We start from the raw sequence: 14198 nt of genomic DNA on the forward strand, positions 1-14198 counted from the left end.
CAGCTCATCGTAGCCGGCACATGGAGCAGGCTGCGGGAGGTCTATAAGATCCGCGGCTCCTGCGGGACGATCGCCCGCGAGCGGTCTCCAGCAGCGCCAGCTTCTCTCCGAGCGATGTCCGTCAAATGCCGCAGCCGCCGATGACGCCGGCGCCGGGCACTTCGTCCCGCCTTCTTCGCATGGATCCCCCGTGCTGCTCCCCGACAAGCTTCAGACCAAGATACCGCTTAAGATTCTCCGGTAAGGCGCGTGAACTGCAGCCCTGCGGACTGCAGCGGCTTCCGCCCGTGCGCGATTCGCGCGGCAACGCGGACATGCAAAAGCCGCCTCCGGCTGCCTGCCGGAAACGGCTTCTCGCATAATATTCCCGATGTCGGGAAACGCTACATCCTGCATATTGGCAAGACCGCCCAAATGCTTCGATATCGGTTCGATTCCAAGGCGGTCTTTCCTTCGGGGTCTGCTAGGCAGCGCCGCTGCCTGACGGCGTTGGGCTGCCGGAGGATGGCGAACCCCCTTGCCGCTGCTGCTTGCGATGCGCCAGATATCGCTTCAGCAGTTTCCTTCCCGTGATGAAGAACCAGACCAGCAGCGGCGACAAAATGTTGAGGCCGAGAACGACATACACGACGATCCACATGAACCATTCGGTATTGAACACATGCTGATAGATCCAGGAATGATAGATATCCATTTTCGGTCAAGCTCCTTTGTCCGGCGTTCGTACGCCATCTTGCAAGCGTTAGTGTAAACCGTCGGGAATCCGTCTATACCGGCGCAGGAAAGGAGGACGTGAAGATGCCGACCTCGGAACAAGCGAAGCAGCCGGAGAATCAGCCAGAGGAGAAACAGTCGGAGGAGAAACAGTCGGAGGAGAAACAGTCGGAGAAGCAAACGTCAGCGAAGCTTCAGGAGCGGCTGGATGCCCCTTTCACTGCACGGCTGGCCGATAATATCGAGGCGATCGATGCCCTGCTGGGGAAGAGCACCGATATTCTGCAGCGGGATTTCAAGCTGTGCGGCAGCGCCGCATATCCCGGCGTATGCTGCTACATCGACGGCTTGGCGGATACGACGGTCATCGAGGCGATCCTCAAGGCGCTCATCGTCTTCGGCAGCGACCTCGAACGAGATCCCGCGCAGATGCCGACGGCCGATGAAATCCGCACGACGCTGCTGATCAATTCCGGCGTGAAAGCATGCCGCCGCATGCGGGACGGGATCGGCGGCATCGTCTCCGGCGATACGCTCGTTCTGATTCAAGGCTTGGACGAAGCCATGCTCGTCAGCACCAAGGGCTGGAAGGATCGCGGCGTCGAGGAGCCCTCGTCGGAGAATAACGTTCGCGGTCCGCGGGACGGCTTCACGGAGAGCATCCGCACCAACACCGCGCATGTGCGCAGACGGATCAGGGATCCTCAGCTGCGCATCGACGCGACGGTGATCGGAACGCGGACGCAGACCGACGTCAACATTGCCTATATTCAGGACGTCGTGAAGGAAGGGCTTGTCGAGGAGGTCAGAAGCCGGCTGGACAGGATCAAGGTCGACGCGATTCTCGAGAGCGGCAATATCGAGGAGCTGATCGAAGATTCGCCCTTCTCGCCGTTCAACACGATTCAGATCACGGAACGGCCGGATAAGGTCTCGTCCGCCATTCTCGAAGGCCGGGTCGCCATCTTCATCGACAACACGCCCGTCGTCTTGATCGTTCCGACGTTCTTCTGGCAATTCATCCAGGCGCCGGACGATTACTATAACCGCTACTGGGTCGGCTCTTTCTTCCGCTGCATCCGCTACCTGGCGCTCATTATCAGCCTCGTGCTGCCGTCCATCTACGTGATGCTCGTCTCGTTCCATCACGAGATGATTCCGACTGCCCTGGCGCTGACGATCGCTTCCGGGCGCGAGGTCGTGCCGTTCCCCGTATTGGTGGAGGCGATCATGCTGGAGCTCGCCTTCGAGCTGATGCGCGAAGCCGGCCTGCGCATGCCCAAACCGATCGGCCAAGCCGTCAGCATCGTCGGTTCGCTCATTATCGGCCAAGCGGCGGTACAGGCGGGACTGGTCTCGCCGTTCATGGTGATCGTCGTCGCGATCACGGAGATTTCTTCCTTCGCGATCCCAAGCTACTCTTCATCGCTTGCGCTGCGGATGATCCGGTTCCCGCTGCTGATCGCCTCCGGGTTCTTCGGCTTGCTGGGCTTCGCAACGGTGTTCTTCGCGGTGCTGCTGCATGCATTGTCGATTCGTTCATTCGGCGAATCCTACATGGCGCCGGCAAGCCCGTTCCGCCCGTCCGACCAGCGCGACATGCTGCTTCGGATGCCGGCGTGGATGCAAAATAACCGGCCGGATTTCGCCCAGGACAAGCAGCGTATGGGCGATCAACAGAAGCCGCACACGCCGCCCGAGGGAGGTTGAACCAGCCATGAAACGAGCCGCGGGACTATTGGCTGCTATCGCCGTTCTCCTGACCCAAGCCTCATGCCTGGGCTCGCGCCAAATTAACGAGCTGGCGCTGGTCACGGCGGTCGGCCTGGATCTCGGCAACAAGCCCGGCACGATTCGGGTATCCGCCCAAATCATCCGCCCGGCGGATGCGCGCGGCCAGACCGGAGCGCCTTCGGGCGGCACCGGCGAGCCGATCTACTCGATCAGCTCGGAAGGCGCGTCGATCTTCGACGCCATCCGCAATTTGGGGCGCATCTCCTCCCGGCGCGTCTATTGGGCGCATAATTTCTTGATCGTCATGCACGAGGATTACGCCAGGAAGGGCATCGAGGACATGGTCGATTTCTTCACGCGCAATCACGAGCTGCGCATGAATACTTGGGTGGCGGTCACGCCGGACCGGCCCGACGAGGTCGTCTCGACCATAACCGGGCTCGAGGTGGTGCCCGGCGAAGCGGTCGACCGGCTGTTCCAGAACAATCACGTGGTCGGCCGCGCGCCGGCAAGCAACATGATGAATCTGGAGGAAGCGTTCCTGAGCAGCTCGACCGAGCCCGTGCTGGCAAGGCTCAAGCTCATGCCAAGGGGAATCTCCAACAAGAAGCCCGAGGAGCACGGATCGCTCAAGCAGGTGGAATTAGGCGGGGCGGCCGTGTTCAGAGGCGACAAAATGGTCGGCTGGCTCAACGTCAAAGAGGCGCGCGGCCTGCTGTTCTTCCTGGAACGGCTCGGAAGCGGCATCGAGGTCGTGAAATGTCCCAATACCGATGCGACCATGTCGATCGAATTCAAACGCGCGCATCTTAAGGTAACGCCAACCTACGCGAACAAGGAGCCGCGTTTCCTGGTCCGGTTGTCCACGGAGGGCGACATCGTCGAGAACGGCTGCGGCATCAATCTGGACGACGGCGTGCGCAAGGAAGCTCAGGAGAAGCTGGCGTTGAAATTAAAATCCGACGTCGTCAGCGTCATCGACAAAGCGCAGAAGGACTACAAGACGGATTTCCTGAAATTCGGCGACGTGTTTCGCAACAAGTACCCGGAGGAATGGCGCGTCGTCAAACGGGATTGGAACCGGACCTTCGCCAAGGCGCAAATCGACGTTGAAATCAAAGCGGTCATCAAAAGCGGCGTGGTCAAAACGGTAGGGACGGAGATTCGATGACAAAAGGGCAACCGGCAAAAGTGCATATTTCGAACGGGATGTTCATCGCGATGATGGTCAATCTCATCTTCGTCAAAGCGATCGGCGTGACACAGGGCGTCATCGCGCGATCGATCGGCCAGGACATGTGGTTCGCGACCTTGATGGGAACGCTGCAGGGGATTGCGATGATGTACATTACGTACGCCGTCCTGCGCGTAACGCCGCATCTCGACTTCATCGCCTTGAGCGAGCGGCTGCTTGGCAAATGGTTCGCCAAGCTGATCGCGCTCGTCATACTCCTGTTCTTCCTGGCGGGCTTCGGTCCGATCATGATCACGTTCGTCTATCATTTGAAGGATTATTTCCTTCCGGAGGCGCCGCTCTACCTGTTCATCGTCGCCTCCCTGCTGGTCGGGATGATCGGCTGCTTCTACGGCCTGGAAGTCATGGCGCGCCTCGCGCTCGTGGGGCTGGTGTTCATTTTCCTGCTGAACGCGCTCATCATCATCGGCTCCACCAGCGAGTTCGATATCCGGAATCTGCTCCCCGTGATGGAATACGGCTTTCCCCGCACCTTCATCGCGAGCCTGAATTTCGATACGGATTGGGCGCTTGCGACGATGCTCGCGGCGATCGTGATGCCGATGGTCAAGAACGCGGACAAGGGCGGCGGCAAGTTCGGCATGATCGGCATCGGGGCAAGCGGCATGCTGACGATGATCTGGTCGATCCTCGAAGGGGCCGTGCTGTCCGCCGAAGTGACGAGCCAGTATACGATCTCCTGCATGAAGCTGGCCCGCAACGCGCATATCGGCAACTTCCTGCAGCGGTATGAAATGATCATGATCGCCCTATATTCCATTCCGATCCTGTTCGAGGTCATGTTCTGCATTTACGCCACTTCGATCTGCGCCTCCCGAATTTTCGGACTGGCGAACAACAGGGCGATGATTCTCCCCGTCTGCGTCATGCTTGGCGCATTCGGCTATTGGATCGTGGACGACCATTTCCGCGCGATCGACTACCTGGAGAATGACTGGCCGCTCATCGCGCTGCCGGTCGCGTTCGGCCTGCCGTTGCTGCTGCTGCTCCTGCGCGTGCTGATGGGGAAGAAGCTGAAGAAGGCGTGAATCGGCGGAAGTCAGGCAGCCTTGCATTGCTGCCGCGCTAGGCGCGAATTGCGGAAGTCAGGCAGCATCGCATTGCTGCCGCGCTAGGGCCGATTGCGGAACTCATGCTGCATCGCATTGCAGCCGCGCTAGGGGCGATTGCGGAACTCATGCTGCATCGCATTGCCGTCGCGCTAGGCGCGAAGATGCTGAACACTATGATAGACACCCAAATGTGCCTGTACGTCTGGTAGGCTAAGAGGGAGTATGAGAATAGCGCGGCGCGTGGCTGCGAATTCCTGCCTTCGGGAAGGATTTCGCGGCTTTTCACGACCGTCTGCGGTGGGTAAAGTTGCCCGAATGACAACTTTATCAACACTTCTGCCGGTCTGCGGCGGACAAAGCTGTCCGAATGGCAGCTTTACCTGCATTTTTGCCGGTCCGCGGCCGATAAAGTTGTCAGAATGACAACTTTATCGACACTTTTGTCGATCTGCGGCGGATAAAGCTGTCCGAATGGCAGCTTTACCTGCATTTTTGCCGGTCCGCGGCCGACAAAGTTGTCAGAATGACAACTTTATCGACACTTTTGTCGATCTGCGGCGGATAAAGTTGTCCGAATGGCAGCTTTGCCAATTTAGCCTCGACTTTTTTACTATTCTGCAGCAGGTGTGTGAGGTTCTTTGCAAGTCTACTGCTTTGCTCCACGACGGGCTGCGAATTCCACATTCTCCGCGACGGGCTGCGAATTCCAGCCTCCGGGCGGAATTAGCGGCGGCTTTTCACGACAGTCCGGGCACTCCAGCACGTAGAATCGAATATCTTCGAAACAAAAGGACCTCAGCCTCCATTTTCAGGTGGAGGTAGAGATCCTTTTGATTGTTCATTGGGATGCTGTTCCTATGTCAGGCGAAAACCTGTCCCCGCCCTCATGAAGGCGGCAGCTCATCGACAGCGTTTAGCTTTCGCGCATAATCCCTTTGTCCTTCAGCAGCTTCATGAAGATGCCGCCGACGACGCTGCGATGCTGGAAGTTGAGCTGGCGCGCCGTCAGCGTGTCCGTCCAATCCGAGAACGGCACGCGGTCCGGCGTTTCGTTCAGCATCGTCCAGATCGGCTCCGTCAGCGCGATGAAATCGCCGCGTTCCTCCGCAAGCGAGGCGGACCAGACGAGCCAGTCGGACTTGGTGTACGTCGCCCGGCTGTCGAGCGGCGTGCCGTAGACGTTGCTATGCTTCTTGTACCACGCCACTTCGCTGCGCAGCGTCTCCTTGTCGAACAGCTCCGTCTCGAACAGCACGTCCCAGATCAAGTTGTACTTCAAGCTCCACGTGCCCGCCTGGCCGAACGCCAGCTTCGTATGGTCGCCGTCGTCCGCAAGCGCGCCCCATTGCGAAGCCATGTCCCGCGCGATCGTCCGGTAGCGTTCCTTCGCCTTCGCGTCGCCTTCGATTCCTTTCAGGATCGAGAAGCCGGCCACGCCCATCACGGCCTTGACGGACAGGTTCGCATTGCGCGCCAGATGTCCGGCAAAATCGTCCGTGCACAGCTGGTTCTCCGGATCGAGCCCGTGCTTCGCCAAGTAATCCGCCCATTTCGTCAGCAGCGGCATATGCTTCAGCAAGTAATCCGGCTTGCCGCCGGCTTGGCAGAAGGCCGCCGCCATGATGAGCATATTGCCGCATTCCTCGACGGGCATCTGCCCTTCGATCGCGTTCTCGGCGTACACTTGGCCGTTGCCGATCGGATATTGGCCGATATCGTGCGGCGCGAATTCGAACGGCCACTTGTCGCTCTCCGCATAGCGGACGATCGGACGGATCATCGCCTCGACCAGCGCAGGCTGATAGAGCAGGAACAGCGGAATGGACGGATAGCTGACGTCGACCGTCGCCATGCAGCCGTTGCTGTAGCATTCCTTGGACATGAACAGCAGCTCGCCGTCCGTATCCGTGACCAGCTTGTGCGCGGCGATCGCCTGCCGGTACGAGAGCGCGAGCAAGTCCGCGTACTTGGCGCCCCCGGCAGCTTCGCCGTCCGCAAGCAGCTGCTTGTCGAACGCGGCGCAGCGCGCCATCAAGCCGTCATGCTCCGCGAAGGCGGCCTTCAGCATCTCATCCGTCGTTTGGCCGTTCCGCTTCCAGTACGCTTGCAGGCGGTCGCCGAAATATTCGATCGCGTACACGTCGTCGTAGGCCAGCACCGCCAGCGTTCCGACGGAAGCGGCTGCGGCGACGCGGCCGAAATCGTGCACGAGCGCCATGACCGGCTGCTCGTCCGCGACGACGAGCGGCGTGCCCGGAATGCCGTGGCGCGCCAAATCGTCATTGCGAACGAACGCTTTGCGCATCTCCGCCGAGCCCAGGAGCAGCCGGGCGCTGTCGGACTTCCTGGCGGCCAAGTAGAAATGGCCCCAGTCGATCCGATGATCGTCGCCGGAACGGTTCAAATACGCCTGCTCTTCATGCGACATGCGCAGCGCGACGATGTCCCCGTCGAGCGCCGGCTCGCCGATGACGGCCTGCTTCGGATGATCGACGCACCACTCGCCGGTGACATCGTAATACAAGACGACCTCATGGTCCTGCCCGTCCAGGGAGCGGACTTCGAACGCGGCATAGGAGGCCGGGCGGGACAGGATGTCCAGATCGTCCAGCAGCAGCGGCGTCGTGAACGTCACGTTCAGCGCCACGCCTGCGGCCTCGAAAGCGTAGACGGTGCTGAGCGGCGTTACGTTCAGGCTGCTCTGCGTCATCGCCGGCGGCTCCGCGTAATAGCGTTCTGACTTCGCTTGCGCTTTGCCGGCGAAACGCCAGACGGTTCCGTCGATGCGAATCAGACCGGTCATCGCATGCCGCTGGCCGGTCCAGTGGCGGGTAAAGTCGTCGGTGAGACGGTCGGCTTGCGACCATACGCTGAAATACGGATCTACGGCAACTAAAGGAACTGCAGAAGGACGAAGCGCGCTGTTCATAGGCATCCTCTTTTCAATATATGTTATATATAATATACATATATTATTCCCTATACCCGCATTCATGTCAATCGCAAAAATGATCTCCTGCTCAAGGCATGAGGCTCGCAGCCGGCATGCGCCGCCGCTCCCTGCGCAAGGAGCTTCCCGGGGCTGAGACCGGCCTCTCGTTCTCCCCCGTCTACACGGTACCGCGCGTAATCTTCAAATTCGCCGTGCAGTCGCCGGCTTGGCTGCCGCCGACCGTAATCCGCACATTGCCCGGCTCGGCCTTGAAAGCCATGTCCGCGGTCCAGATCGCCAATTCTTCCAGGCCCAACTCCAGGACGACCTCGCGCGATTCGCCCGGCTGCAGCATCACTTTGCTGAACCCTTTCAATTCCGTCACCGGGCGCGTCACGCTCGCCTCCAAATCCTTCACGTACAGCTGCACGACTTCTTGGCCTGCCGTTCCGCCGGTATTGCGAACCGTCACCTTCACGGAGACGCGCTCGCCCTGCTCCAGCTCCTCTGCGGAAATCGCCGCAGGCTGCAGCACCAGCCCTTCGCAGGCGAACGACGTATAGCTGAGCCCGTGTCCGAACGTATAGAGCGGATTGCCGGTCAGATCGAAATACCCGGGTCTGCTGCCGCCGTCCTTGTAATTGTAATAGACCGGGAGCTGCCCGGAAGAACGAGGCAGCGATACCGCCAGCTTGCCGCTCGGATTGACGTGGCCGAACAAAATCTCGCCGACCGCCTGGCCGCCCTCTTGACCGGGATACCACGCGCACAGCAATGCGCCGCACAGCGGATCGATGTCCGTCAGCGCATGCGGACGCCCTTGAACGACGACGCCGACGACCGGTTTGCCCAGCTCGGCGATCCGTCTTGCTAGCTCGCGCTGCGGCTCGCCGAGTCGCAGGTCGGCAACGTCGACGCCTTCGCCGCAGTCCATCTCGCTCGGCGCGCCCGACGTCGTTATGGCCGCGCCGTTCGTATCGAAGCGGATGTCGAAGTTGCGCGTGCTGCTGCCGCCGATGGCGAGCACGACCACGTCCGCGCCGGCCGCAACGTCAAGCGCTTCCCGCAGCTGTTCCGGCGTGCCGCTGCGAATGCCGCTGCCCGGGGCGTAGACGATTTCCGTGCCTGCAGGCGCGATGCGGCGAATGCCCTCCAGCACCGTCGCTCCTTTGCCCGGCGGCTGCGTCGACGTATAGTCGCCAAGCTGATTGTAGATATTGTCCGCGTTCGGCCCGATGACCGCGATGCGGCGATATTGCTTGCCAAGCGGCAGCAGCGCCCCCTCGTTCTTCAGCAGCACGATCGATTCGCGCGCCGCCTGCAGGTTGTCCAGGCGGAACGCTTCGCTGCCGACCTTCTCGGAAGCGATGTTCTCGTCCGTGAACGGATTGTCGAACAGGCCGAGCTCGAACTTAAGCTTGAGCACGCGGCGTACGGCCCGGTCAAGCAGCGCAGGGTCGGCCTTGCCGGCTTCCACTGCGGCCTCCAGCGTCGTAAACGACGTATCCCACAAGCTGAGGTCAACGCCGGCCGACAGCGCCAGCGCCGCAGCCGATTCATAATCGCCCGTCATCGACAGCAGCCGGTCGATCGCAACCCCGTCCGCCATGACGATGCCTTCGAAGCCCCATTCCTCGCGGAGAATGCCGGTCAGCAGCTGCTTGTTCGCATGGCATGGAATGCCGTCGATTTCATTGTACGCCGCCATGCAGCCCTGCGCGCCCGCACGGACGCCGGCCTGCATGCCCGGCAGGTGGATTTCGCGAAGCTCGCGTTCGCCGATGCCGGCGGGACCGGAATTGCGTCCGCCAAGCGCGGCGCCCTGCGCGACGAAATGCTTCAGCAGCGCCGCGATTCTGTCCGGCTGGCGCAGCTCCTCCGGCGTGCTTCCCTGCAAACCGCGCACGGCGGATGTCGTCATGCGCGCCGCCAGATACGGATCTTCGCCGTAGCATTCCTCCGAGCGGCCCCAACGAGGCTCGCGGAGCACGTCGAGCGTCGAGATCAGACCGACATGCGCCCCGCGGGCGCGGATTTCGGCGGCCACATGGCCGTATACCCGTTCCATCAGCTCCGTATTCCACGTCGAGCCGATGCCGATATTGGTCGGAATGAGCGTTCCGTCGAGCGCCTGATGGCCATGCGGGCATTCCTCCGACAGCAGGACGGGAATGCCGAGACGCGTATTCTCGCGGACATAGCGCTGCACCGCGTTCGCCGCCTTCGCGCTGTTCGCCGCCGTAATCCCGTTCTCGTACGTAACCGCCGACCACGGATCGGCCCGGAACAGGCCGTACAAGGCGCCCATTCCATCGCCGAACGCCACCTCGCTTTTGAATGCCTCGGTCAGCTCGATGCCGTCCGCCGTACGCTTGTAGGCGTTCCAGCCGTACATATGCTGATTGACCTGACCGACCTTCTCCTTGAGCGTCATCCGTCCAAGCAGATCCTCGACCCGCTCTTCGACCGTCAGGGCTTTGTTCCAATACGCAGCTTCCTTCTCCATCTCTATCCTTCTCCTCCGTGAGCGCTCGCAAGCTTCGCCGCGCGTCAATGTCACTATCCAATCCAAACCACCGGTACGAATCGATCAATGGATTCCCGAACCGCTTCGCCGTCTTGATCATTAAGTATAATATCAAAAATCGCATCGATTACGCTAGAAACGCCGCTAGCCTTATCCGCCCTAATCGATCTTCGCCCCGGACAGCGAAGCGCCGCCTTCCATAGCAAAACCGCCGTTCGACTTCCCGAAGAAAGTCAAACGGCGGTTAATCCGTTCGTACGCGCCAAGCGCCGAAGCCAAGCCCGCTCGGCTCAAAGCCGTATGATCGAACGGCGCGTGCTCCATTCAAGCGGCGAATAATCCTCCGCGTTCGCCCGGTTCAAATTCATCCGTTTGATCAGCGGCGTAGCGCGATTGCACATGAACCTCGGCACGCCGGAATGATTTTGCGAGGCGGAGTGATACAGGAACGGATGGCAGAGCAGCACGTCGCCGGGCGAAGCCGGCGTCTCGACCACGCGCAGGCGAACCCCGTGCTCGTCGACGTATGTTCGGTCCATGAACGTCCGGATGCGGTCGCCGCTGCCGGACGGAGGCGCCTCGCCGGCCTCGGCGGCTGCATAAATATCGGCAGCAGCAGCTCCATCGTCGTACGAGTTCGTCAATGCCCGCAGCCAAGGGTGCGAGCGGTTGGCCAGGTGTATCGCCTCGTCGGCCATCAGGCCGTCGCCGTTCTCTGCCAGCAGATTGGCGACGATCTTGTGCGAGCCTTCGGCGACCAGCGTGCTGCCGCCGCGCGGGCCGATCTCCGAGAATACGCACAGCAGCAGCAGCCCCTGCTCGGGACTGTCCACGTAATGCGGCCGCATCATGCCGTCCCAATGCCAGCCGTTCGCCGGAACGTCCCACGGGCGATCCGCGCCGGAGGCGAAGTTGACCGGCCACCAGCCCCACAGCGTCTTCCGTTCGTCCTGCCCGTAGACGGAGCGCTCCTTCCAGCGGCCTTCGCCGATCAAATCCTCAATGGCATTCGCCAGCCGCTCGGTATTGCACAGCTGGAACGTCTCGTCGTCGAACTGTTCCTTGATATGTACCATCGGCTGTTTCCATGTCGACGGATCGTCTTTCAGCACGCCCTGCTTCTCCAGCTGCGCCCACAGGAATTCCTGCGCGGCAAGCGCCGATTCGCGCGGGAACGCTTCCTTCAGCTGCACGTACCCCAGCTCGATGAATTGCTCGATTTGCGATTCCGTCAGCACTTTCGTTCTCATCGTCCCACATCCTATCAGGCAGACTGATTTCTCGTACCTATCATATAGAACGCCGCGCCCTGCTCACTACGAATAAATAGGATCATCTTAACGGTATTATGACGTCATGGCCGGGCTTACGCGCATAGCGTCTTCCGGCTTCGCAGGACCATGATGTAGAGAGGCCCATGCTTGATGACATTTCCGATGCTCTCCGGAGACAATAACGAATCCTGTGTCCGTTCGCCAACCCAAACCTACCGATTTCAACCCAATAACGTATTCTGTGTCCGTTGCCAATGAAGACGATCTAGCCGGCATATGCATAGTCGAAGAGCCGGGTACTTTCTCGACAGCCGGTTCCGGTCTCGCCGGACGTTGGACATGATGCCGCCGCCGATCCGATAACGCCAAGAGGGGCCATCCCGGAGAAGGATGACCCTCAAGCTTGCCATAGCAGGCAGCGCGAAGCTCCGTGCTACGACGGACTTCGCGATTCGCGAGCCGCAGGGCCTGTCAAGGGCGCTGGCGAACCTGCGGCTTCTATGTCCAGGCAATCTCCTGAAACGTATTCGTGTCCGCGGACTCGTTCGCCTTCAAGCAGAGCAGCGCGCTCAGCAGCCCGTCGTCCAGCGTCGTCTCCGACGGCGCCGTGCCGCTCACGATTTCGAAATAATTATCGATCAGCCGCTCGTCGCCGCCGCCGTGACCGCCGGTCGCGTTCGGATCGAAGCGATGCGTCTGCACCCGCGCTTCATGGTGCATGAACACGCTCAATTCGTTCGTGTACCAGTCGAACTCCAGCGTGCCCTTGTACCCAAGCAACCGCGCTCCCCGCTTCTGCGCGCCGCGTCTTGCGAAGAAGTTCTGCGTGTAGGCGACATGCATGCCCGATGCGTACCGGATCAAGGCGCTGCCGGAATCTTCGTTGCCGGTATCGGCCGCGAAGCTGCAGTAGCTCCCCCTGTCGCGGTTCTGCGGCTTCGTCGTGCTTTCCTCGCAGTCGTTCCGCTCGTCGCAATCCTTGCACATCAGACCGGCCGGCTTGTCGCCCTTGAAGATCTGCTTCGACTTCATCGCGCACACCGCAGTCGGCTGCATCCCGATCAAATAATTGATGTAGTCGAAATCATGCGTCGCCTTCTGCAGGAACAACCCGCCCGTAATGCTCTCGTCCCGGTACCAGTTATGATAATAGACGCCGCCGTAAGGCACGTTGTTGAACGCCTGCACATGCTCCACCGTCCCGATTTGGCCGGAGTCGATAATGTCCTTCGCCAGCTTCACGAGCGGCGTATTGCGCAGCGGGAACGAGACGACCACCTGCGACGAGGACGCTTCTCCGGCCGCTTTCAACCGGCGCAAATCCGCGTAGTTCGTGGCGACCGGCTTCTCCAGGAACAGAGGCAAGTTCCGCTTCAGCACTTTGAGCGCCATCTCCGTATGCAAATTGCAGCGGGTGCCGATCGCGACGCCGTCCAGCCCTGCATTGTCCAGCATCTCGTCCGCGTCCCCGTACCATTCGATCCCGTCCGCCCGCTCGCCCAATCGCGCGGCAAGCTCGTCCTGCCGCGGATCCGCGATCGCCGCCAGCCGGAAATCCGGATGGCGCTCCTCCATCTTCCCGAATAATCCGCCGACTCGCGCCCCGTAGCCGATGATGCCAATACGCTTCGCCATTCCGTTGTTCCCCCTAGGATCGTCATGAAAGTTGTTCATTGCCGCTCAACTAGTCTGAATGATACTATAGCTTGTATCCGATGTATTTGCTCATATTCGATAGCAAGTTGTCAATTAGCGACTTCACCTTGAAGGAGAACGAATGATGCCGACCGAGACTGATGCCGCTTGCGGACGGGAAAGCCGGGCCTGGATGCCAAGCATCCATTGGGCCCAATTTCAGCAGACGGCCTATTACCAAGGACCGGAGCGGCGTCTCTATGATTTCGAAATGATGCTTGTCCTGGCCGGCGAGATGGCCGTGCATTTCAAGGATGAGCCCGAGACGATCCGGTATTATCCGGGCGATCTGCTGTTCCTGCATGCAGGGGAGCGGCATCGGATCGAAATTCCGCTCGCGGGAGGGGCGCAGCTGCTCGGCGTTCACTTCGATTTCCATGACGAATTCGAGCTGTCCGCCGATATTCATATGGTCGTCGACGAGGCTCGCGCCCGCGACGAGCTGTTCTGCATCCGGCCCGCCGGACCGGACGGCGAGCGGCTGTTCGCCCGCAAATACGCGGCGGTACCGGACGGCGTCGCGCAAGGCTTGGCGCTCATCTGCGAGGAGTTCACGTCGGCCCGTTCCGGCCATGACCTGGTCTGCCGCGGAGCGATGCTGCAGATTCTCGCGGCCATCCTGCGCGAACCGGCGCTGCCGCGGCGATCCGCCCATGCTGCTTACGCGGCCGGTCTGCGGGCGCTGATCGACGAGCTGCACGGCAGCCTTCATCTGCCTTGGCCCAATGCCGCGATGGCGGAGCGCCTGAACGTCAGCGAGGATCATTTTATCCGCTTGTTCAAGGAGCAATACGGCGCGACGCCCAATCAATACGTGCAGCGCCTGCGCCATCAGGAGGCGAAGCGATGCTTGCGCGACACCGACATGAAAGTGGAGGCGATCGGCATGAAGCTCGGCTACGACAGCCTCCATCATTTCAGTCATGTGTTCAAGCGATGGCAGGGCGTCTCGCCGCGGGAATACCGCAAAATGTGCGGTATCCTATGACGGCGGCCCGCAGCCGGTCGGAGCCAG

Annotated in this window: 10 protein-coding genes; 4 read left to right on the plus strand and 6 right to left on the minus strand. The window is 60.7% G+C overall.

Going from position 1 to position 14198, the window contains the following annotated elements; all coding sequences use genetic code 11:
- Nucleotides 1-121: 121 nt before the first annotated feature.
- Together GXP70_RS22295 and GXP70_RS22300 are read right to left on the minus strand one after the other, a co-directional pair.
- Nucleotides 122-316: a hypothetical protein gene (locus tag GXP70_RS22295; protein ID WP_162358869.1), complete on the minus strand. Its 195-nt coding sequence runs from the start codon at nucleotides 314-316 to the stop codon at nucleotides 122-124.
- A gap of 147 nt (nucleotides 317-463) precedes the next feature.
- Entirely contained in the window at nucleotides 464-694 is a 231-nt protein-coding gene (locus GXP70_RS22300) for a hypothetical protein (protein WP_162354586.1), read from the minus strand.
- 104 nt (nucleotides 695-798) lie between these two features.
- Between GXP70_RS22300 and GXP70_RS22305 the strand changes: the two genes are divergently transcribed.
- Genes GXP70_RS22305 through GXP70_RS22315 form a run of 3 tightly spaced genes read left to right on the plus strand, consistent with a single transcriptional unit; the run spans nucleotide 799 to nucleotide 4731 of the window.
- Nucleotides 799-2424, plus strand: a complete 1626-nt coding sequence (locus GXP70_RS22305; RefSeq protein WP_162358870.1) for a spore germination protein — start codon at nucleotides 799-801, stop codon at nucleotides 2422-2424.
- A gap of 7 nt (nucleotides 2425-2431) precedes the next feature.
- Nucleotides 2432-3619 (plus strand): Ger(x)C family spore germination protein, encoded by a 1188-nt coding sequence (locus tag GXP70_RS22310; protein ID WP_162358871.1) that lies wholly within the window; start codon nucleotides 2432-2434, stop codon nucleotides 3617-3619.
- Complete coding sequence (locus GXP70_RS22315) at nucleotides 3616-4731, plus strand: GerAB/ArcD/ProY family transporter (RefSeq protein WP_162358872.1); 1116 nt, start codon at nucleotides 3616-3618, stop codon at nucleotides 4729-4731. Before GXP70_RS22310 ends, GXP70_RS22315 begins: the two co-directional genes overlap by 4 nt.
- Before the next feature lie 937 nt (nucleotides 4732-5668).
- Here GXP70_RS22315 and GXP70_RS22320 read toward each other — a convergent pair.
- The 4 genes from GXP70_RS22320 to GXP70_RS22335 all read right to left on the minus strand — a co-directional run bounded on the left by GXP70_RS22320 (nucleotide 5669) and on the right by GXP70_RS22335 (nucleotide 13123).
- The gene (locus tag GXP70_RS22320) at nucleotides 5669-7684 is read right to left on the minus strand and encodes a glutaminase family protein (protein ID WP_162358873.1); all 2016 of its coding nucleotides are present in this window, start codon (nucleotides 7682-7684) and stop codon (nucleotides 5669-5671) included.
- 181 nt (nucleotides 7685-7865) lie between these two features.
- Nucleotides 7866-10193, minus strand: coding sequence for a glycoside hydrolase family 3 N-terminal domain-containing protein (locus GXP70_RS22325; protein ID WP_162358874.1), 2328 nt, complete (start codon nucleotides 10191-10193; stop codon nucleotides 7866-7868).
- 311 nt (nucleotides 10194-10504) lie between these two features.
- On the minus strand, nucleotides 10505-11464 hold the full coding sequence (locus GXP70_RS22330; protein ID WP_162358875.1) for a phytanoyl-CoA dioxygenase family protein: 960 nt from the start codon (nucleotides 11462-11464) through the stop codon (nucleotides 10505-10507).
- A gap of 522 nt (nucleotides 11465-11986) precedes the next feature.
- Nucleotides 11987-13123, minus strand: a complete 1137-nt coding sequence (locus GXP70_RS22335) for a Gfo/Idh/MocA family protein (protein ID WP_162358876.1) — start codon at nucleotides 13121-13123, stop codon at nucleotides 11987-11989.
- Nucleotides 13124-13268: 145 nt separating this feature from the next.
- Here GXP70_RS22335 and GXP70_RS22340 point away from each other — a divergent pair, with 145 nt between their 5' ends.
- The gene (locus tag GXP70_RS22340; RefSeq protein WP_162358877.1) at nucleotides 13269-14171 is read left to right on the plus strand and encodes a helix-turn-helix transcriptional regulator; all 903 of its coding nucleotides are present in this window, start codon (nucleotides 13269-13271) and stop codon (nucleotides 14169-14171) included.
- The last annotated feature ends 27 nt before the right edge of the window (nucleotides 14172-14198 follow it).

The organism is Paenibacillus lycopersici, assembly GCF_010119935.1.
GTDB classification, from domain to species: Bacteria; Bacillota; Bacilli; order Paenibacillales; family Paenibacillaceae; genus Paenibacillus_Z; species Paenibacillus_Z lycopersici.

What these genes read in the sequence shown, in the direction of transcription:
- GXP70_RS22335 (WP_162358876.1), bottom strand. Translation starts at nt 13,123, where the DNA reads ATGGCGAAGCGTATTGGCATCATCGGCTACGGGGCGCGAGTCGGCGGA.
- GXP70_RS22330 (WP_162358875.1), bottom strand. Translation starts at nt 11,464, where the DNA reads ATGAGAACGAAAGTGCTGACGGAATCGCAAATCGAGCAATTCATCGAG.
- GXP70_RS22305 (WP_162358870.1), top strand. Translation starts at nt 799, where the DNA reads ATGCCGACCTCGGAACAAGCGAAGCAGCCGGAGAATCAGCCAGAGGAG.
- GXP70_RS22320 (WP_162358873.1), bottom strand. Translation starts at nt 7,684, where the DNA reads ATGAACAGCGCGCTTCGTCCTTCTGCAGTTCCTTTAGTTGCCGTAGAT.
- GXP70_RS22315 (WP_162358872.1), top strand. Translation starts at nt 3,616, where the DNA reads ATGACAAAAGGGCAACCGGCAAAAGTGCATATTTCGAACGGGATGTTC.
- GXP70_RS22310 (WP_162358871.1), top strand. Translation starts at nt 2,432, where the DNA reads ATGAAACGAGCCGCGGGACTATTGGCTGCTATCGCCGTTCTCCTGACC.
- GXP70_RS22325 (WP_162358874.1), bottom strand. Translation starts at nt 10,193, where the DNA reads ATGGAGAAGGAAGCTGCGTATTGGAACAAAGCCCTGACGGTCGAAGAG.
- GXP70_RS22295 (WP_162358869.1), bottom strand. Translation starts at nt 316, where the DNA reads ATGTCCGCGTTGCCGCGCGAATCGCGCACGGGCGGAAGCCGCTGCAGT.
- GXP70_RS22300 (WP_162354586.1), bottom strand. Translation starts at nt 694, where the DNA reads ATGGATATCTATCATTCCTGGATCTATCAGCATGTGTTCAATACCGAA.
- GXP70_RS22340 (WP_162358877.1), top strand. Translation starts at nt 13,269, where the DNA reads ATGCCGACCGAGACTGATGCCGCTTGCGGACGGGAAAGCCGGGCCTGG.